The sequence below is a fragment of the Methylomonas sp. LW13 genome, assembly GCF_016865255.1.
In the GTDB taxonomy this organism is placed as follows: Bacteria; Pseudomonadota; Gammaproteobacteria; order Methylococcales; family Methylomonadaceae; genus Methylomonas.
Window position 1 is genome coordinate 2,833,166 of record NZ_CP033381.1, and the last position, 19,352, is coordinate 2,852,517.

The 19,352-nt window shown below is 51.8% G+C and carries 18 protein-coding genes; 15 read left to right on the top strand and 3 right to left on the bottom strand.

Annotated features, from left to right (window positions below; translation table 11 throughout):
• Positions 1–174 precede the first annotated feature (174 nt).
• Together trfA and JL719_RS12815 are read right to left on the bottom strand one after the other, a co-directional pair.
• Positions 175–1,044 (bottom strand): plasmid replication initiator TrfA, encoded by an 870-nt coding sequence (gene trfA, locus JL719_RS12810; RefSeq protein ID WP_033159458.1) that lies wholly within the window; start codon positions 1,042–1,044, stop codon positions 175–177.
• A 10-nt stretch (positions 1,045–1,054) separates the two neighbouring features.
• Positions 1,055–1,519, bottom strand: a complete 465-nt coding sequence (locus tag JL719_RS12815) for a hypothetical protein (RefSeq protein WP_033159457.1) — start codon at positions 1,517–1,519, stop codon at positions 1,055–1,057.
• A 131-nt stretch (positions 1,520–1,650) separates the two neighbouring features.
• Here JL719_RS12815 and mobH point away from each other — a divergent pair, with 131 nt between their 5' ends.
• The 14 genes from mobH (at position 1,651) to JL719_RS24505 (ending at position 16,829) form a co-directional block, all read left to right on the top strand.
• Positions 1,651–4,077: a MobH family relaxase gene (gene mobH, locus JL719_RS12820; RefSeq protein WP_051670538.1), complete on the top strand. Its 2,427-nt coding sequence runs from the start codon at positions 1,651–1,653 to the stop codon at positions 4,075–4,077.
• Positions 4,074–5,918 carry a conjugative transfer system coupling protein TraD gene (gene traD / locus JL719_RS12825; RefSeq protein WP_033159456.1) on the top strand — a complete coding sequence of 615 codons (1,845 nt, stop codon included), beginning with the start codon at positions 4,074–4,076 and terminating at the stop codon, positions 5,916–5,918. The genes mobH and traD overlap by 4 nt, the downstream gene beginning before the upstream one ends.
• On the top strand, positions 5,915–6,547 hold the full coding sequence (locus tag JL719_RS12830; RefSeq protein WP_033159455.1) for an IncC plasmid conjugative DNA transfer DtrJ family protein: 633 nt from the start codon (positions 5,915–5,917) through the stop codon (positions 6,545–6,547). The genes traD and JL719_RS12830 overlap by 4 nt, the downstream gene beginning before the upstream one ends.
• A 200-nt stretch (positions 6,548–6,747) precedes the next feature.
• Entirely contained in the window at positions 6,748–7,869 is a 1,122-nt protein-coding gene (locus JL719_RS12835; RefSeq protein ID WP_033159454.1) for an inorganic phosphate transporter, read from the top strand.
• Positions 7,870–7,888: 19 nt separating this feature from the next.
• Positions 7,889–8,932, top strand: a complete 1,044-nt coding sequence (locus JL719_RS12840; RefSeq protein WP_033159453.1) for a methyltransferase domain-containing protein — start codon at positions 7,889–7,891, stop codon at positions 8,930–8,932.
• On the top strand, positions 8,923–9,540 hold the full coding sequence (locus JL719_RS12845; RefSeq protein WP_033159452.1) for a sigma-70 family RNA polymerase sigma factor: 618 nt from the start codon (positions 8,923–8,925) through the stop codon (positions 9,538–9,540). The genes JL719_RS12840 and JL719_RS12845 overlap by 10 nt, the downstream gene beginning before the upstream one ends.
• Entirely contained in the window at positions 9,533–9,733 is a 201-nt protein-coding gene (locus JL719_RS12850; RefSeq protein ID WP_033159451.1) for a zf-HC2 domain-containing protein, read from the top strand. The genes JL719_RS12845 and JL719_RS12850 overlap by 8 nt, the downstream gene beginning before the upstream one ends.
• A 299-nt stretch (positions 9,734–10,032) precedes the next feature.
• Positions 10,033–10,350, top strand: a complete 318-nt coding sequence (locus JL719_RS12855; RefSeq protein WP_033159450.1) for a hypothetical protein — start codon at positions 10,033–10,035, stop codon at positions 10,348–10,350.
• Positions 10,351–10,375: 25 nt separating this feature from the next.
• Positions 10,376–11,224 (top strand): transporter, encoded by an 849-nt coding sequence (locus JL719_RS12860; protein WP_129871400.1) that lies wholly within the window; start codon positions 10,376–10,378, stop codon positions 11,222–11,224.
• A 12-nt stretch (positions 11,225–11,236) separates the two neighbouring features.
• On the top strand, positions 11,237–11,977 hold the full coding sequence (locus tag JL719_RS12865) for a glycosyltransferase family 2 protein (RefSeq protein WP_033159448.1): 741 nt from the start codon (positions 11,237–11,239) through the stop codon (positions 11,975–11,977).
• 28 nt (positions 11,978–12,005) lie between these two features.
• Positions 12,006–14,285 carry an FAD-dependent oxidoreductase gene (locus JL719_RS12870; protein WP_051670536.1) on the top strand — a complete coding sequence of 760 codons (2,280 nt, stop codon included), beginning with the start codon at positions 12,006–12,008 and terminating at the stop codon, positions 14,283–14,285.
• The gene (locus JL719_RS12875; protein ID WP_033159447.1) at positions 14,282–14,842 is read left to right on the top strand and encodes a carboxymuconolactone decarboxylase family protein; all 561 of its coding nucleotides are present in this window, start codon (positions 14,282–14,284) and stop codon (positions 14,840–14,842) included. Before JL719_RS12870 ends, JL719_RS12875 begins: the two co-directional genes overlap by 4 nt.
• A complete protein-coding gene (locus JL719_RS12880; RefSeq protein WP_133120690.1) occupies positions 14,806–16,233 on the top strand; it encodes an MptA/MptB family glycosyltransferase in 1,428 nt (475 codons plus the stop codon). Before JL719_RS12875 ends, JL719_RS12880 begins: the two co-directional genes overlap by 37 nt.
• A gap of 485 nt (positions 16,234–16,718) precedes the next feature.
• Positions 16,719–16,829 carry a GDCCVxC domain-containing (seleno)protein gene (locus JL719_RS24505; protein ID WP_432205825.1) on the top strand — a complete coding sequence of 37 codons (111 nt, stop codon included), beginning with the start codon at positions 16,719–16,721 and terminating at the stop codon, positions 16,827–16,829.
• Positions 16,830–16,902: 73 nt separating this feature from the next.
• Here the strand turns inward: JL719_RS24505 and JL719_RS12885 are convergent, their stop codons facing one another.
• Positions 16,903–17,811: an HD-GYP domain-containing protein gene (locus JL719_RS12885; RefSeq protein WP_033159446.1), complete on the bottom strand. Its 909-nt coding sequence runs from the start codon at positions 17,809–17,811 to the stop codon at positions 16,903–16,905.
• A gap of 207 nt (positions 17,812–18,018) precedes the next feature.
• Between JL719_RS12885 and JL719_RS12890 the strand changes: the two genes are divergently transcribed.
• Positions 18,019–19,320, top strand: a complete 1,302-nt coding sequence (locus JL719_RS12890; RefSeq protein WP_051670530.1) for a tetratricopeptide repeat protein — start codon at positions 18,019–18,021, stop codon at positions 19,318–19,320.
• Positions 19,321–19,352: the final 32 nt, after the last annotated feature.

Consider the following 19,352-nt stretch of genomic DNA (forward strand, 5'->3'; position numbering starts at 1 on the left):
CGGCCTAATGCCGTGCTTTCTGTCGGTCTAATGCCGTGCCCGTCGGTCTAATGCCGTTACCTTGTCGGCCGAATGCCGTGCCTCCGTCGGTCTAATGCCGTGTCCGCGTCGGCCTAATGCCGTATCGAGAGGCTTCGACCGACCTAAAATAGCGTCGGTCTAATGCCGTGCTTTTTAGTGCTGCTGGTCGTCGAGAAAACGCTGTTGACTGGGCGTCGGCTGGCGTTTGATTTTCACCATGTCATCAGCGAATTCAAAGCTAGCCAAAGTGCCAATACTCACCAAGGCCTCCAACGCTTTACCCAACCGATATTTGAAATCACGCAGGGTTTTCGCGCCACTGCCGCTGAGTCGGTGAATGGTGGTAATTTTCATCGGAAACGGCGCAGCATGAGACGACAAAAAACCGTGTAACCATAATGCCAAGGGTTGCTTGCGCAATTTCTGCCGCTGCTCGAATTCGATGTAGGTATAGCCCTCCTCGAACAGACGCAGCATGGATTCGGTCAATTCCACTACGTAACGCTGCGTCCGTTCATCACGGTAATAACGCAAGAAGCCTTTTTCACCGAAGGCATCCCGGCCGTGAAAGGTGATTTCGACAAAAGCGCCGCCCAACCGGGCCATCGATTCTTTCAACCATTCATGTTGGCTTTTGCCGCTACCGCGCCCCAATGCCGACAACAGGGCATGGGCGCTGAAGGTCACGCTAAATCCCGGTAATTGTTGCCGGGACAAATGCACGATCTGCATCCAGACATCGAGGTCCGATTGATTGAGCTGTATACCGAGGTAACGAACCTCAATGCCATCGACCGCAGCCAGCAGGGTGCGCTTTTTGTAGGCAATGCGCTCCTTGCCTTGGATGCCGGCGAACAATGCGCTCCGTAAACAGGCATTGGGCGTACCGCGAATTGCCGATGGCCAATTGGGTAGTGAAGTCATGGGTTCGACGACCCGCAATTTGGCCTTTTTCCGCTCCGTCAGAGATTGAAAACGTTCGGTGAGATTATCGAGCGAATGGTTGGTGGTATTTCTGTCCATGACGACCACCTCACTTCTTCAAGCTGCCTGGATGACAACCATGACTCAGAACGTTGTGCGGAATTGGCATGGTTTTGACTAACGCCTGCTCCTCCGATGTCATATCGAGCTGATGATGGCAATATTTTCGCCAGGCGCGTTCGATGACCTGTGCATCGTCATCCGGGCTATCTGGGATGTGGGACGTGCTGACATTAAGGACATGGCCCGCTGCGTCGTCACTTGCCACGTAAACGCCAAGCGGCTGATCGACTTGCCTGACAACGTGTTCAATCGATGCTGACCGAAATACCGAACCGCCCAATCCTCCTGGCTGCCAAGCATTATCCAGGCGCCAGGGTTGTTCAGATGGAACCGTCACAATCGATTCGATAACGGTCTCGCTTACGGCAGCATCGGGATGATTTAGCGAAGTACATGCCGTACCGCACACTGCGGACACAAGACACTGGATTACGAGCGATTTGGATTTCATGAGAGCTCCAGGGGTAATTAAAGGGAGCTCGTTACACTAAACACTCTTTTGCCAGGCCTGCTTGCAGCTGACGTCGAATTCGTCGCCAGCTGCAAGCGACGATTGAAAAATTCCCGGCAAGATGCGGCGTTATGGAAAATACGCCTTCGACTCTCATTACCCGCATCCGCCAACGTTTATTTGGCGTCGAGTCCGCGCCTGTCGGTCAGGTTGCGACAACGATTGATGAGGACGTGCCGCGTTATCCGCCGTTCATGAAGGGTCTGCCGGCTGCACCTGTGGAACGCATCCTGTCCAGTCAAACGGAGTTGATTGTGGCCATCGAACAGGCGCTGGCCCTGCCGGATAGCCTTTATCAGAGCATAGCCGCGCCGGTCATCCGTCGCTATGCCGCCTTCAGCCACTTGTTGCCTGCGTCGGAGTCACATCATCATCGCGGCGCCGGCGGCTTATTTCGGCACGGATTGGAAGTCGCCCATTGGGCCACTTTGGCTTCTCAAGGCAGTTTGTTTGCCACGTCAGCATCCCCCAAAGAACGAAAAGCACAAGAATTACGCTGGCGTCTGGCGGTCTGTTTTGCCGGGCTGTTGCATGACATCGGCAAACCGGTCGCCGATATCGCCGTGGTCAACGCACAGGGGCAACATACCTGGAACCCTTGCGATGAAAACATCACCGACTGGGCTTTGCGAAATGAGATCGACCGATACTTTCTGCGCTGGCGGGATAACCGCCATAAACGCCACGAACAGTTTTCGGCCTTGGTGATCGAGCGCGTCCTGACCCGCGAAGCCCGCACATTCATTCTGGAGTCCGGCCCCGACATCATGCAGGCCATGCTGGAAACCATTAACGGTTTGGACCGCGGCTCCAAAGTTTACGCACTGGTGATAACCGCCGACTGCAAAAGTGTGGAACGGGATTTAAAAGCGCATTATCAAAACATCGACTCGGCCTTGGGCATGCCGGTGGAAAAGTACTTGTTCGACGCCATGCGCCGATTGGTCAAGTCCGGACAATGGACCGTCAACGAAAAAGGCGCTCGGCTATGGCGTTTTGAGGATGGCCTTCATATCGTCTGGCGTGCCGGTGCGCAAGACATCGTTACCCTGTTGGCCAAGGACAAAGTACCCGGCATTCCGCGCGACGAAGATACCTTGGCGGACATCCTGATCGAACGCGGCTTGGCAATCCCTAAGTCCTGGCCGGATGGCCGGCAATACCGTTATTGGCAAATGCAGCCCGAAGGCTTGGAAAATACGCTGTATCTGTTGCGTCTGAAATCCGCAGAACTGATTTTCAGCGGCGAGCCGCCGCCCGTGGTTGAAGCGCGCGAAATTAGCGAACAGGATGCAACTGCGGTAAACCCCGAACCGGTTACCAATCCGGCACCGAAAACCAGTAAACCGGCAAAAACCAAGAACGTCGCGGCTCCGAATCAACCCAAACGCGCAGACAATCCTGCGTCAGTTTTGCCAGAAGCAACCTCACCAGAACCCGCATATGACCCAAGCGCCCTACCCGATTCGCGGCTAATCGAATCGGCACCACACACTTTGAATTCTCAAGGCGCGAAGGATCTAAATACCTTGCCATCAGATCCCGATCAACGACTGTCGCAAGCCAAATCAACCGATGACGCCCCTTCGTTGGATCAGACAGAACAACCGGAAAACGCAACGCCTGCCAAACCAACCCACTCAGAAAAAACGGCTTCAGCCGCAAAACCCGATCTCTCCACGACAGACACGAAAAGCATTTCTAATCCGGTCGATAGCGCCCGGTGCTGGTTACAAAACCACGGTGATGCCGGCCAATGGCTATTCGACATCTCTTCTATGCTTAATCAAGGCCAATGGAAGTTAGGCAGCGATCTATTGGAAGTTCAAGACAAATACTTGCTGCCGTTTCCGGCTACCCCTGAAAAACTCGCCATCGAGCCGCCCCAGTTCATCAAAATACTGGAGGAGACGGGGTGGCTGGTGACCGACGTTCTGTCACCGATGCGCAAGGTACAAACTATCCAATCCGTTCGCGGCGTCCTGCTGGCATTGGAACCGAGTTTGGCTTTGAAGGCATTATTTAAGTCTCAAGGCGAAACCACGCCAATAGAGTCATACGCGCAATCTCCAAGCAGCAATACTGACAAGACCGTAGATCAAGTTAAGTCTTCTCAGCCTCAAGATGCGGCGCCTCTGGAACCCAAGCCTGTCCGGCCCAAATCAAAAGCGACAGGCAAGCAAAAATCAATCAGCGGCAACGCGCCAGCCAGTTCGGTCAATTCAGAGCCTGATAAGGCAAGTGCTCCACTAACAACTCTACCGGTAAAACCCGGAACTATCGACTTGCTGATCACACATGTGCGGCAACAAAACATCCCGCCCGAGGAATCATCGCCAGACGGTCACTGGCACACAGTGTCCAATACCGCGCTGGAACAATTTCTAACGCAACATCCGACAATCAAGCGCACTCGCCTGATGCTCGATATCGCCAACCATCCGGATTGCCGCTCGGTCAGCGCCACGGAAGGCATCCAGGTTCGGTTACGCCCATGAAATCCGATTACGACTACCAGTTTCCCTGGCGGCCGATCTTCGAGGTGTATGCCATCTCGGGTTGGTTGGGCGGTGCCGGATTGGCATATTGGACCAATCGCTGGTCGGGCTTGCCGCGCGAACCCTTCGATTGGCTGATGACGGCGTGTGGAGTGATGGCGTGTTGGCGGCTGTCGCCGGCGTTGAGTCTCTGGTACCGCAAACACCGATTGCGGCAGTTTCGGTTCCAATACCTGGATGCCGAAAAACTGATAGCGATGGTGAAACAGCATCCCGAGACCTTGTGGTTTGGCTGGGGATTCGATTGGGTGCAAAAGCATGCGCAGTTGGCGTATGAGATTTTGAAACGCGATGTCTCGACACTGATTCCCAGCGATCATCAACGCATGGGGTCGGCCTGGATACACGGTTTGGAAGTGTCCGAAAGCAATATTCGCCAGCCTTTGCAGCATACCGCCGGTCATACGCTGTTGGTTGGTACCACGGGTGCCGGTAAAACCCGCGCCTTTGATGTGTTGGTCACTCAAGCCGTGTTGCGCGGTGAGGCGGTGATCATCATCGATCCCAAGGGCGATAAGGATTTGATGGCCTGCGCTAAACGCGCCTGTGCCTTGGCCCAGCGTCCAGATCGTTTCGTATATTTTCACCCGGCCTTTCCGGAAGACAGCGTGCGTCTGGATCCCTTGCACAACTTCAACCGGCCCTCGGAAATCGCTAGCCGCATCAGCGCCATTTCGCCCAGCGAAAGCAGTAACGATCCGTTCAAAGCCTTCGGTCAAAAATCGCTGGATAACGTGATTCAGGGTTTGATGGTGATCGAAGAACGGCCAACTCTGGTGAAACTGCGCCGTTACTTGGAAGGAGGCCCTTCCACGTTGGTGATTCAAGCGCTGGAACGCTATTTCGACAACAACCTGGGCCATTGGCGACACGAGGCGCGGCCTTACTTGAAGAATGCCAAAGACATCGATTCCAAAGCGCTGGGACTGGTCAAGTTTTACCGAGAGGTCGTGCAATATCAATTGCCGAATCTGGATTTGGAAGGCCTGTTGTCCTTATTCGAACATGACCGAGCACACTTCAGCAAGATGGTCGCCTCCTTGATACCGATCATGAACATGCTGACCTCCGGGTCCTTGGGGCCTTTGCTGTCACCCAATCCGCACGATGTGGATGACTTGCGGCCGATTACCAATACCGGCCATATCATCGAAAAAGCCCAGGTCGCTTACATCGGCCTGGATTCATTATCAGACGGCATGGTGGGCAGCGCCATTGGATCCATTTTGCTCGCCGATCTCGCGGCGGTTGCCGGCGACCGTTACAACTACGGTGTCTCGGACAGACCCGTGAATGTATTCGTCGACGAGGCGGCGGAAGTCATCAACGATCCCTTCATTCAGGTATTAAATAAAGGCCGGGGCGCCAAGATTCGGCTGTTCATCGCCACGCAAACCTTTGCCGATTTTGCCGCCCGCACCGGTTCCCAGGACAAAGCCCGCCAAGTACTGGGCAACGTCAACAACCTGATCGCGCTGCGGATCATGGACAGCGAGACCCAGCAATACATCACCGACAACCTGCCCAAAACCCGGCTCAAATACATCATGCGCACCCAAGGCGTAGCCACCAGTGCGACCAATCCCACGGTGTTCTCCGGCAATGTCGGCGAACGCCTGATGGAAGAAGAAGGCGATTTGTTTGCGCCGCAGTTACTCGGACAACTGCCGGACTTGCATTACATCGCCAAGTTATCCGGCGGCCGGATTGTCAAAGGCCGCTTGCCGATTCTGCGGTCGGAACTGGATCAACAACTGAACCGTCAAGGCGCACGCTCATGACACGCAATCTGTTGTTCAGCCTGATGCTTTGGCTACTGGAAGTGATCCTGGTGGCCAGTTTTGTGTCTGATCGCTGGACGCGCGAACTGCAGCGCGCTGAAGACCAGATGATGATCAGCTACTTTGGCGCCGCCAAAGAATCTCAGATCAGTCACACCGCGCAACGCTGGTTTGATCGCTTGTTCGTCAGTACCGGTATCCGAGAAAGCGTTTTCCGCTACTTCATTCCGACCGAGCGTGAACGCCAAATGTCCAAAGGCTTCGAGGATGTGGGGCGTAACGATTTGTTCCCCTTTATCGAAAGCCGACTCAACGTGCTGTGGGACACGATCTTTCAAATGATCAAGCGCCTGACCACGGCGTGTACCTGGTTACCGTACCTGGCAGCTGCCTTGCTGCCGTTTATCCTCGACGGACTGGTACGGCGCAAGATCAGCCAAACTAATTTCGATTACCCAAGCCCCATGGCGCATCGCTACAGTCTTTATCTGATTCTGGGCGCGCTGTATCTGTTGCTGGTCAGTTTGACCTTACCGTTTCCGATTCCGCCGCAAGCCGTCCCGGTAGGCGTCTTTGTCGTCGCCTACGCCGTCAACGTGCTGTTGGCCAATACGCAAAAGCGGGTTTAGCCATGTTCAACACAGCGTCATTACAGCTCCGTGATAGGCCTTTTCAAGCAATATTGGCCTATCTGAGATCCAGGGGTTGCAATATCTAATAACATCCTGTGGTTTACAACTTATTACACACCGCAAATTTTTTGTAAGGTTTCACGCTCCCCAGACGACTCATGGCCGTTAGAGTCGATTTCATCATAGGAGCGTTACCGATGTTGACAAGTTTGCTATTCCTCGGCGTTTGCTTTCTGGCCTATGCCAACGGCGCCAACGACAACTTCAAAGGGGTGGCCAGCTTATACGGCAGCGGCACCGTCAGTTTTCGACAGGCGTTGGCCTGGGCAACGCTGACGACCTTGGCGGGCTCGATGGCGGCGCTGTTTCTGGCCCAGACCTTGCTGATCAAATTTTCCGGCAAAGGTCTGGCACCCGACGATTTGATTCACACGCTGCCGTTCATGATTGCCGTTGCGGGCGGTGCGGGAATGACGGTGATTCTGGCCACCCGTCTCGGTTTTCCGATTTCCACGACCCATGCCTTGTTGGGCGCCATGGCGGGCAGTACCTTGTTGGCGACCTCCGGCAGCATCAGCCTAGCGCCTTTGCTGAGCAACTTTGTGTTGCCGTTGTTACTCAGTCCGTTCGTGGCGTTATTGTCGGCCGGGCTCCTGTATCGAAGCCTTAAGCTGTGGCTTGGCCGCCGGGCAAGCCATAACGACTGGTGTTTATGCGTTGAAAGGCCGGACAGTCTGGCGCTGGCCGGTAACGTCAATATGACCATGGCAATCGATTCGACATTGATTCCGTCGCCAAGCCTCGATCGTCAAGAGGCTTGCGCCGAGCGGCAAGCTAGCCAGATTTGGGGTTTCAGTCTTGAACGCCTGCGCGACGGCCTGCATGTTTGCAGCGCCGGCGCGGTTTGCTTTGCCCGCGGTTTGAACGACACGCCAAAAATTGCCGCGTTGTTGTTATTGGCGCCGGGTTTCGATCTGCACGGAATCATTGTCGTAGTAGCGATTGCGATGCTGTTGGGCGGGATATTCAATGCGAGACGCGTCGCCGAGACCATGAGCCACAAAATCACGTCTATCAGCCACGACCAGGGGCTTTCCGCCAATCTGGTGACGGCATTTTTGGTTATTTTTGCCAGCAAACTGGGCATGCCGGTTTCCACCACCCATGTATCGGTCGGCTCGCTGTTCGGCATTGGTCTGGTGAACGGCCAGGCCAATAGGTCTATGATTGCAGCCATTGCCTTATCGTGGCTATTGACGCTGCCCTGTGCGGCCATCTGTGCCGCTGCGGTGTATTACACAGCCAGCCATTTTCAATAATTTTTATTTAGGATCAGCCATGACCACCACCCTCGAAATCAGCGAATCTGTCCAGCACTATTACGGGCAGGTATTGCAGTCCAGTAGCGACCTGAAAACCAGCGCCTGCTGTAGTATCGACGCCATGCCGACTTATCTAAAAGCACTGCTGGCTGGCTTGCATCCGGAAGTGCTGGAACGCTTTTACGGCTGCGGTTCGCCGTTGCCGCCCGCATTGGCAGGCATGACGGTATTGGATTTGGGCTGCGGCACCGGGCGCGATTGTTATCTGCTGTCGACACTGGTCGGGCCGACAGGCCGAGTGATCGGCGTCGATATGACACCGGAGCAACTGGAAGTTGCTGTGCGGCATCGCGAATGGCATGCCGAACGCTTCGGCTTCGCCAACGTGGAATTTCTGCACGGCCATATCGAAAACCTGCACACCGTCGGCATTGCCGATAACAGCATCGACGTCGTGGTTTCAAACTGCGTAATCAACCTGTCCCCGGAAAAACCCAAGGTACTGGCGGAAATCTTCCGCGTACTGAAGCCGGGCGGCGAACTGTATTTCTCTGACGTATTTGCCGACCGCCGCATTCCCAGCGAATTGCGCCAAGACCCGGTTCTACTTGGGGAATGCCTGGGCGGCGCCTTGTATTGGGAGGACTTTCGGCGCATCTTGCAAGATTTGGGCTGCCCCGATGTTCGCAAGGTCAAACAGAACCCGATCAGCATTGACGATCCCGAGGTGTTCGGCAAAATCGGCATGGTCAAATTCGACTCGGTGACAGTGCGCGCTTTTAAAATGCCGTTGGAGGATCGCTGCGAAGACTTTGGCCAAGTCGCGGTCTATTTAGGCAGCATAGAGCAACACCCACACAGCTTCGAGCTGGATGACCATCATCATTTCGAAACCGGCCGTCCGCTCAGGGTTTGCGGCAACACTGCCGACATGCTGGCCGCCAGCCGTTACGGCCGGCATTTTCAAGTGTTGGGCGATAAATCCACGCACTTTGGTTTGTTCGATTGCGTGCCGGGGCCGCGCAACACCATCACCCAGGCGGACGGCGCATGTTGTTGAAAAGCGCGCCCGTTACGGCACCCAGCTTGAGCGAAGCCGTGCTGTCTGAACACCGTCCGGTGCTTTTTCGTTACGCCTTGCTAAAACTGCGCGATCACGAACTGGCCGACGATGCAGTGCAGGAAACCTTGCTGGCCGCTTGGCAAACAGCGGCAGCCTACCAAGGCAAAGCAGGCCTCAGAACCTGGCTAATCGGTATTTTGAAACACAAAATCGCCGACCACTGGCGGCACAGTGCCCGCGAAGTCGTCACGACTGAATTCGATCAACTCGATAACCCTGACGACGAAGCAGACGAAGACGTGTTTTTCATGAGCAATGGTCACTGGAACGGCGGCCCCACCACCTGGAACGATCCCGAAGCGGCGCTCAAGCAACAGGAATTCTGGGCCATTTACGAAACGTGCCAGAACAATCTACCGCCGAAAATGGCCAAGGTATTCATGTTGCGCGAGTTGGTCGGTCTGGAAGCCTCCGAAGTCTGCGGAGAAACCGGCTTAAGCGACGCCAATTATTGGGTTACTATGCATAGAGCCCGATTGCGGCTGCGTGAATGCCTGGAAGTTCGCTGGTTCAATCAGTCAAAAAAGGAGAATAATCATGCGTAGTTGTCGCGATATTACCGGCCTGGTGTCACAGGGTATGGACAAGCAACTTAGCTTAGGCGAACGTCTGGCGATTGGTGCGCATGTGATGATGTGTTCCCGCTGCAGAAACTTTCAAAGTCAAGCGCATTTCATCCGCACAACTGCTCAGACTTACTTGGAGCGGCTCCAAGATGAGTCAGAAAAAAAATCATAAATCGAGGCCAACTACTCTATGGCAGGGTTCGATAACTCTATCACTCTGCCACTTCAACCCATTCATTTATCCGAATAAATCCGCTCTATCGCAGATTTAAGTCGCATCCAAAAAATATATTTAATTTTTGTTGTAAGGAATAGCAATTTGCGGCGACTAATTTTCGGAGTCCGGCAGCTATTGATATCCGCAGTTTCAAATCACGCTAGGTCCTTTTCGAGGATTGATATTAATCCCGCAAGTACGCGCTCCGTTTACCCGTTCATCCACTGTAATTGACCTGCATAGGGAGATATTAAATGCAATCCTTCTTTTTTCGCACGATTTTTATCTTAATAACTTTGGTTGTCAGCAATGATCTTGCATTTGCATCTGGCTCGTATAGCACCGGCGGTGGTGGCGGTGATGCGAACCAGGCTTACAACTTGGGTAAGTCAGCGGTTTATAAAAAATTAGCCTGCTCAAGCTGCCCTTTGGCCGGTCAGGAAATCGATGCCGCCAAAGCGACAGAAGTCATTCAATCCTTAGCTAATAAACCGGAACTCGCTGAAAAGCTGTCTGAAGTCGAGCGCGAGGCGGTGACCGTATATCTAAAACGTCGTTACGAACTCGACTAATCCAATGGAATAAGGAATGTTAACTATGAATATTCATCGCCCGCTTAAGCTCGTTATTCTTACGTTGTCCAGCTCTGTTCATGCTGCAAGCAACCCCTGGCTACCTGAACCAGGTTCCCTAAACACTGTTCTTTCTTATGTGTTCCAAACCGCCGATGACTTTTATTTTGGCGATACGAAGGCCGAACTGCCAACAGACCTTGATCAGCATACGGCAAGTTTATATCTGGAATACGGACTTACCGACAATATTGCCATTGACGCACGGCTAGGTTACGCAGCCAGCGATTTTCTTAAAACAGGGGCGGATGGCCCCAGCCCTTTCGCAGATAGTTTGGACGGCCTGACCGACACCAACTTAGGGATTCGGTGGAGGGCATTGGATGAGCTGGTCGGGGATTGGGCAACAGTTACATTGCGTGCTGCGGGGATTGTAGAAGGCTCATACAAGACCGGCGCCATCAATGCAATTGGTGATGGTGCTTCGGGGGGTGAATTTTCAAGTTTGATCGGCCGTTATTTCGAAAATGGTCTCTCGCTTTCAGCCGAAATAGGTTATCGCACGCGCAATTCCCCAGTACCGAACGAATTCTTTGCAAATCTGCGGAGCGGGTATGCGATTACCTCCAAACTGGGTGTTGGTGTTTCGTACCAAGTAGCCGAGTCTCTCGGTGGCATCGATATTGGAGGCCCTGGCTTTACATTTGCCCGCTTTCCAGCGCTTAACGAGGACTCGCAGATATTTGGGCTTGATTTAAGTTATCGAGTAACACCAAAAGCATTTGTATCAGTTAATTATGGAACCACGCTCACTGGAAGAAATACCAGCAATCAGGACATCGTTGGGGTCAATTTTGGCTACAGTTTTTTCTAGGAAGCAAGATCCATGTATAACCAATTACATGTTACAGCTATTATCCCGGCATTGAATGAACAAGAGGCAATTGGCCAAGTTGTTAGTGCTTTAATTGCTCAGCAAGGCAATCACGGCCAACCCATAATTGATCAAATCATAGTCGCTGATAATGGCTCCATCGACCTCACGGCAACACTGGCTAATGTAGCGGGTGCAAATGTTGTCTTCGAACCAAAGCGTGGTTATGGAGCAGCTTGTTTAGCTGCTATTAACAGCATTGTTGCAACCGATGTGGTGCTGTTTATCGATGGCGATTGTTCAGTGCAAGTATCCCAGATAATCCTCTTACTTGATCCCGTGTCAAATGGTGCCGACATAGCCATAGGTTCGCGCTGCTTAGGTTACATCCAACCCGGCTCAATGAGCTTACCGCAACGGATAGGTAATGGATTGATTGCCAGGATTATTTCCTTGCTCTGGCAAGCCCAGGTAACGGATATTGGACCATTCCGCGCAATTCGTTACTCGGCGTTACAAGAGCTGGCGATGCAAGATCGTGCTTATGGTTGGACCGTCAAAATGCAAGTCAAGGCTCTGCAGCAAGGCTTGATCGTACGCGAGATTCCAGTCGATTGTTTAGTTAGAGTCGGGCGATCGAAAGTTAGCGGCACCGTGCGGGGTGTAGTCGGGGCAGCATTTGGGATGTTCGGCATGATAGTACGTTTGTGGTGGCAAGGCAGGCAGGCGGATAAAGCCAGTTTGCCAATTTAATTCAATCTTTGAACGAGTAAGGATCACCATGGATATCATCAATAAATTGAATAACCCGTTTATTGCCTATGCGAACTGGCTGCATTTGCGCTGGCCGGCTGAAGTACCGGAAGCACTTCCCGAGGTAGGTGTGGATGGCGCGACATCCATTCCGGGCATTCGGATTGCCGGCGATCTTTTGGGTGTGCCGCTACTAAAATTCGCCGCAGACTCCGGGGCAAGAGCGGTACGGGCGTTTATTGCGGAAAACGCGTTTATTGATAAAACTCAAGCGTCGGATCATTTAGATTTGGCTATAGTTGGCGGCGGGGTTGCCGGCCTTGCTGCTGCCTTGGAAGCTCAAAAAGCCGGACTCAAATTTGTGGTCTATGAAGCCAGTGAGCCATTTGCCACCATTGTTAATTTTACAAATGGCAAACCGATTTTCACCTATCCCCGAGAAATGCAGCCGCAAGGCGATGTCAAGCTGTCCGCATCGGTTAAAAAAGATTTGCTCGCAGAATTGCAAAATCAGGCACTACAAGCCGCTGTCCCTTTCGAAATTCGCCGTGTAGACCGTATCGTTCGTAAAGGTAAGATGTTGGAAGTGCAGTTCACCGAACCCAATACTGCTGTCCGCACAACGAGAGTCCTAATTTGCACCGGCAGAAGCGGTGACCACTACAAGCTAGACGTTTCCGGAGAAGATCTCGACAAGGTCCACAATCGATTATTTGATCCCAAAGACTATACGGGTAAAAAGGTCATGGTGGTGGGCGGTGGCGATTCTGCATTGGAAGCGGCTATCAGTCTAAGTGAAGCCGGAGCAGAGGTGACATTGAGTTATCGCGGCTCAAACTTTACTCGCCCAAAGCAGGAAAATATCGATCAAGCTCAAGCATTACTGGGCAGCCAGATACTGTACCAAACCCGCGTTACCCGCATCGAAACCGACAAGGTCTATTTACATGACGCCGAAAATACCCAAATCGAACTGCCAAATGATGCCGTTTTTGTGTTGATTGGCCGGGAAGCACCGGTGGATTTTTTTCATCGTACCGGCATCAGTATCCGGGGCCATTGGTCATTGCGAAAGACGATAGGCTTCGCTTTCACGCTGTTAGCAGTGCTATTCATCTATCGCTGGAAAACTGAAAATAGCGCAGTCGCCGATTTATTTCTGGAGAAAAACTGGTTCCCCAATAACATTGACGTGGCTATCGGGCCTACCGAAAATCCGCTGGTCAAAATCCTCCAACATGAAGTTAACTCACCAGGTTTCTATTACGAACTGCTCTACACGTTGGTCATTATCGTTTTTGGCATTCGAAGAATGCTCCGCACACCGACACCCTATGTCCGTTGGCAAACTACATCTTTGATTTTGGTGCAAACCATTCCCTTGTTTATATTGCCTTACTTTATTTTGCCATTGTTCGGGGAATGGGGGTTGTTTGAAACAGACGCAGGGGAATGGTTAGCCGACCAATTGTTTCCTGTCGGGGACGGTGGAGACCGAGAATACTGGCGCAGTGTGGGTTTTATTCTGGCTTGGCCATTATTTATTTGGAATGTATTTACACCGCAACCCAACCTGCTATGGCTGGTGATTGCCTTTCTGCAAACCTTTGTGTTAATCCCCTGGCTGGTGCGCCGATACGGTAAAGGGGTTTATTGTGGCTGGATTTGTTCCTGCGGAGCGTTAGCGGAAACCTTGGGTGACGCCCAGCGCGCTAAAATGCCCCACGGTCCGGTTTGGAATAAAGTAAATATGGCCGGGCAAGTCATTTTAGGCGGAGTGCTAGTATTACTGGGGCTTAGAGTGGTTTCCTGGCTATTGCACTCTCAACCAACAGGTGAAGCTGTCGGCGCATTGTTCACCCAACTAACTTTCGACTATACATTGCTTGGTATTCCGCTGAATTATTCAGCTGTGGTGGATTATTTTTTGTCTGGGCTAATTGGCCTCGGTCTTTATTTTCATTTTAGCGGCAGAACCTGGTGCCGCTTTTTTTGTCCGTTAGCGGCATTGATGAACATTTATGGCAGATTCAGCCAATTCAGGATCTTCGCCGAAAAAGAAAAATGCATTTCCTGCAATGTCTGTTCTTCGGTATGTCACCAAGGCATCGATGTAATGAATTTTGCCAATAAAGGCCTACCGATGGCAGATCCGCAATGCGTGCGCTGTTCCGCCTGTGTGAGTAGTTGTCCAACCGGCACATTGAGCTTTGGCCGTTTACAGTCCGATGGCAGCATAATGCTTGATCGGCTTCCTGCCTCACCGGTACAAATCCGAGAAGCGCTAGCTCAGTCGGAGCGATCATGAGTATTATCGACTCCCACCATTCCTATGCATGGTATATACGCCCGTTGCTGGCCCTAATGAGCAGACGCCGGAGCGGATTATCGGAGCCAGTACGTTTGTGGGCGCGTCAGCCCATGGCATTTTTTGGATTTTTACTGATGAACCGTGCCTTGGATCATGGGAATCCGTCATTAAGCAAAACGCTTCGCGCTTTAGTCCGAACGCGCGTTTCTCAACTCAATGGCTGCCGGTTTTGCATCGATTTAAATGCTGCCCGCGCCTTGGATTGCGGTCTCAGTCGTGAAAAGTTAGAAGCCCTCGCCTGGTTTTCCGACTCGTCATTGTATAGCGATGCCGAGAAAGTAGCTTTAGCCTATGCGGAGACTGTCACAACCCTTGGAAATGTGGCTGATGCAAGCCTAATTGAACAGCTGCGGCACACTTTTGATGATGACAGTATCGTAGCCTTAACCGCTCTCATCGCCCACCAAAACATGTCTGCAAAATTCAATGCTGCCTTAGGTGCATCGCCTCAAGAATTATGTATGACCCATTACGGATACCTTCCTTCGGATTGAGGGAAAAAACCATTTACCGCCTTTTAAACACCGAAAGTCCAATGCGATTGACGCGCCTGATCCATCCAAATAGCTTCGGCATTTGTCTATTAGGGTGCTGCGGCTTGCTCGCTTGGTTATCGCGTGCACCGCAATTTTTGAACTTGCCTACATTTGCGGGGACCATGGGGCTAATGTTTGCCTTTTATGTTATCGCATACCGAACGATTCAGCAGTCTGGTTCACATATGGCAAGAACGGTATTTTTCTGGGCTCTGCTGTTACGCCTATCCGGTTTGTTGGGCGAACCCATATTTGAGGATGATTATTTCCGTTATTTGTGGGATGGCTATCGCTTTGCCAGCGACGGAACACCTTTCGGTCGTCCTCCCGAATCATTTTTTAACGACCCCAGCGTTCCTAAGGCTTTTCGGACAATCCTGAGCCAGATTAATCATCCGGATATTCCAACTATCTATGCGCCCACTTTCCAATATTTTTTTCTGATTGCCAACTGGATAGCGCCTGGGCAATTGTGGGCCTTAAAGTTGTTATTGATTGCCGCTGATTTGTTGTTAATCCAGGGGCTATTTCGCTTCGCCGGCGCAAAGCAAACGCTGCTATATGCCTGGAATCCGCTGGTAATTAAAGAAATTGCCTTTACCGCTCATCCCGATGGCCTGATTCCGGCATTGCTTATCGGTAGTTGGTTATTCAGCTCACGAGGCCGACCAATCATTGCTGGTCTAATGCTGGTCGCCGCTGTGGCATCCAAGGCTTCTGCATGGCTATTGGTACCTTTTATTGCCATCAATATCGGGTGCTTGGGCATAGCTGCTTTTGTAGGTGGGTATCTGCTGCTTTATCTACCCTTTTGGGTTCAAGGCGCCACAGACATGACAGGACTCCGTGTTTTTGCTCAGGAATTTGAATTCAATTCCGCGCTGTACGGCTTGATAAGACTTGGGTTACCAGCAAATTGGACAAAAATGCTGTTAGGTATAGCTTTTATTGGTATGACCTCAGTTTATTTTTTCCGGTATTGGCGGCTTGGAAGCCAAAATTTGCCTCGCGGAGACTGGTTATTTGGCGGCTTATTGATCATATCCCCGGTTATTAATCCCTGGTATCTGCTGTGGCTAATGCCGTTTGCCTGTATTTACTCAGGCTTAGGGGTTTGGATTGCATCGGCTGCGCTAATTTTGTCTTATGTGACTGGCCTAAACCTGCAAGATTTCGTATTCGCCCCGTATGAGCATCCATCGTGGGTTAGGCCCTTGGAATTCGGAATAATTGCCCTCGGAATGGCGTTTGATAAGCGGCAATCGGTCAGAACACCCTCGCAAAGCAGGGGGCTTGACGAATATTTCCAGCCCTGTGAGCTGCCAGAGTTTAACCAACGAATGAATTAGTGAGCAGTCCCAACACATATTGAGTTCGATGCCCGCTTGCCAACCCGGCGAATCCTACTCACCATCGCCATAACGTCAACGGGGAGTCACTCGGTTTTGGGTGGTGTCGATGATTATTCTGTTGGCGCTGATTTTTTCCTTATCTGCTTTCCTGCTTTTATTAAGCCAATATCATGAATCGATACCTGGCTTTGTTCATGATGAGTTTCGCTGTTGCTCAACCGGCATCAGCCAAATCTCGCACCGCTGTAATTACGTTACCCGGCATGATCTGAGCGGTCTAAAAAATAGCTCTGAATCGGATCACGGGGGTCACAGACACGACGTTTAACCCCGATAGCCGTCAAGCGATTGTGCACTTCAATGCGGCTAAAACCACTTTCGAAGCCGTGCTGAGTGCTCTTGCGACGTCGAATATACTTCGACGCTAAAAGAGGTAACACCATGAAAAGTATTATTTTGGAATCCACACTGATCTGACCGGAATGCGGGTGCCGCAAAACCGAGACCATGCCCATGCCTGCCAATGGTTTTACGAGTGTCAGGGCTGTCATACCCTGTTAAAACCCAAGCCCGGCGATTGTTGCGTATTCTGATCCTATGGTAGCGTGCCCTGTCCGCCGATGCAGTTACACGGCAAACAGGCCGGGTGTTGCGGCGAAACCTGATTCACAGCCAGTCCCGCAGCTGCCGCAGCCAGCTTTTGCCGTTGCCACTACAGACCGGTAAATACGGCAGCGATTCCTCCAGCAATCTTGCCAGCAAGTCATGATCGATCAAGGCTTGTAAATCCGCTGCGCTGCCTTTTTGCATGGTTGGCTTAAGAGCCAATTTGCCTTGCTGCTTTTCCAAAGCAAAGCCGTTGCCACACACCCGGCAGAAGACCTTGTCGCCGGCTTTCTGGTGTTTATGCACCACCACAACCGGTCCGCACACCGGGCATTCGCGCATCGGAATGCCAGTGTCGCTATGTCCGATAATGCCATCCAGTTCACCGGATTGTGCCAACTCGATGAAACGGCGACCGAAATGCAGATCAAATTGCTTGTCCAGATTCACCTCGATTTGTTCAATCGCCGCAACCAGAGACATTCCTCGTCGATAAGGTCGGGTGCTGGTCATCGCGTCAAAGGCATCTGCAATGCCCACGATACGAGCCGATTCCGCAATCTTTCTGCCGCTTAAACCGGACGGATAGCCCCGGCCATCAACGCGCTCATGATGACTTAGCACCACATCCATTGCCAATGGCGCCAAAGGATGCCCCTCTAACACTTGAGCGCCCAAGGCCGGATGGGTTTTCATCACGGCATATTCCGCATCGGTAAGCTTGCCGGGATTATTAAGAATAGTGTCCGGCACGCCGACTTTGCCCAAATCATGTAAAAAGCCGCCCAACCCAGCAACCACAGCGTCCTGTTTGGAAAACCCACACGCCAATGCCAATCGCGTCGAATACAGCGACACCCGCCATAGATGCCCGCCGGTATAAGGATCGCGGGCTTCGACCAGAAACGCCATGCTGTACAAGGTGTGCAGCAAATTTTGAGTGTGACTTGCATTTTGTATTGATTTCATCGGCATCTCCTGTTTGGCAATACTGTATTCAGTACATTTTTCTTTGTCGTGAGAATGGATGATTTCCTTACACAGGTTTTTATACGACCTGTGTAAGGATTTTGACCGGGATGCGACTGATAGGTGCCCTGTTGCTAACTTAATCCCTCAACCCACCAGCGATAGGATTACTTCTCTTAATAACACATCAAACTTGGGTGAAGTCTCTTGAAAAATCAAACCGTCTTTGATTTAGCATCGGCAAAACACGTGGCCGGTGAGATTGTCGATGCCGCCATCGCTTACCGTGAAATGCTTGCCGCCGACCCGGATCATGTAGAGGCTTTGCACTATCTCGGCGTAGTCTTGCATCAGCAGGGAGATACAGCGGAATCTATCGAGATGATTTTACGTGCCCTGCAACTGGATGCATCCAGCCCGGAACGTTACAACGATCTGGGGAACATTCTCACGGAAAACGGACGTTTTGCCGAGGCACGCCAAGCGTTTTCCGCCGCGCTTGAATTGAACGCTACCGATGCCAATCTCTGGAACAATTTGGGGTCGGTACTGCATCGGCTAAATGAATTTCCCGAAGCGGAAACCGCCTATCGAAATGCAGTCAGTATTAGTCCGAATTTCGTGCCCGCGCTAAACAACTTGGCTGCGCTGCTGGCGGAACAAAACCAAGTGGAAGAGTCTTCTTTTTTTGCTTGCCGAGCATATGTGCAGCCACCTCTGACCGACAAACCCTTGAAGATGCTAGGCATTGCTTACTATCGGCTGGGACTTGTCGCCGAAGCCGCCGACTGTTATCGAAGCTGGTTGGATGCCGAACCCGACAATCCGTTGGCCAGACATCACCTTGTCGCATGCACCGGTCAAGACATCCCCGCTAAAGCCACGGATCGTTACCTGATAAGCCTATTTAACGACATGGCTGAAAATTTCGATACGAAACTGGTCGGTAAACTTGGTTATTGCGGCCCCGATATTGTCGGTAACTTGCTGAATGACTACTTGACGGCGAATGCAAATCTATCGGTACTCGACGGTGGTTGCGGTACGGGGCTGTGCGCGCCAGTATTAAAACCTTACGCACGTCTGCTTACGGGCGTAGATATTTCGTCGCGCATGCTTGGCAAGGCGGCGGAAAGAGCGCTTTACGACGTTTTGGTAGAATCGGAACTGACTAGTTATCTAAAAGGGAAACAGCAATCGTTTGATCTGATAACAATGGCCGACACACTGGTTTATTTTGGCAACCTAAGCGACATTTTCGCATTGGTCCGTCAAGCGTTGTTGCCGTTAGGGACATTTTGCTTCACTGTCGAATCCGCTAGTTCGGTTGAAGCCTCTCTGGGTTATCAACTCAATGCTAGTGGTCGGTACAGTCACAGTAAGAGCTATCTCACTGAGCTGCTAAATGCACACGACTTCATACTGCTACAAGAACACGAGGCAAACATAAGGCATGAGTTTGGTAAGCCTACGCTGGGTATGGGGTTCTTGACACAGATAGCACGCTAAGAAACATCAAAGCATCGAAAAAAATTTGTAAG

Bases quoted from the DNA above. Each gene is read 5' to 3' on its own strand.
- trfA (WP_033159458.1), bottom strand. From the start codon at position 1,044: ATGGACAGAAATACCACCAACCATTCGCTCGATAATCTCACCGAACGT.
- JL719_RS12870 (WP_051670536.1), top strand. From the start codon at position 12,006: ATGGATATCATCAATAAATTGAATAACCCGTTTATTGCCTATGCGAAC.
- JL719_RS12835 (WP_033159454.1), top strand. From the start codon at position 6,748: ATGTTGACAAGTTTGCTATTCCTCGGCGTTTGCTTTCTGGCCTATGCC.
- traD (WP_033159456.1), top strand. From the start codon at position 4,074: ATGAAATCCGATTACGACTACCAGTTTCCCTGGCGGCCGATCTTCGAG.
- JL719_RS12860 (WP_129871400.1), top strand. From the start codon at position 10,376: ATGAATATTCATCGCCCGCTTAAGCTCGTTATTCTTACGTTGTCCAGC.
- JL719_RS12840 (WP_033159453.1), top strand. From the start codon at position 7,889: ATGACCACCACCCTCGAAATCAGCGAATCTGTCCAGCACTATTACGGG.
- JL719_RS12855 (WP_033159450.1), top strand. From the start codon at position 10,033: ATGCAATCCTTCTTTTTTCGCACGATTTTTATCTTAATAACTTTGGTT.
- JL719_RS12865 (WP_033159448.1), top strand. From the start codon at position 11,237: ATGTATAACCAATTACATGTTACAGCTATTATCCCGGCATTGAATGAA.
- JL719_RS12815 (WP_033159457.1), bottom strand. From the start codon at position 1,519: ATGAAATCCAAATCGCTCGTAATCCAGTGTCTTGTGTCCGCAGTGTGC.
- mobH (WP_051670538.1), top strand. From the start codon at position 1,651: ATGGAAAATACGCCTTCGACTCTCATTACCCGCATCCGCCAACGTTTA.
- JL719_RS12830 (WP_033159455.1), top strand. From the start codon at position 5,915: ATGACACGCAATCTGTTGTTCAGCCTGATGCTTTGGCTACTGGAAGTG.
- JL719_RS12845 (WP_033159452.1), top strand. From the start codon at position 8,923: ATGTTGTTGAAAAGCGCGCCCGTTACGGCACCCAGCTTGAGCGAAGCC.
- JL719_RS12850 (WP_033159451.1), top strand. From the start codon at position 9,533: ATGCGTAGTTGTCGCGATATTACCGGCCTGGTGTCACAGGGTATGGAC.
- JL719_RS12880 (WP_133120690.1), top strand. From the start codon at position 14,806: ATGTATGACCCATTACGGATACCTTCCTTCGGATTGAGGGAAAAAACC.
- JL719_RS24505 (WP_432205825.1), top strand. From the start codon at position 16,719: ATGCGGGTGCCGCAAAACCGAGACCATGCCCATGCCTGCCAATGGTTT.
- JL719_RS12875 (WP_033159447.1), top strand. From the start codon at position 14,282: ATGAGTATTATCGACTCCCACCATTCCTATGCATGGTATATACGCCCG.
- JL719_RS12885 (WP_033159446.1), bottom strand. From the start codon at position 17,811: ATGAAATCAATACAAAATGCAAGTCACACTCAAAATTTGCTGCACACC.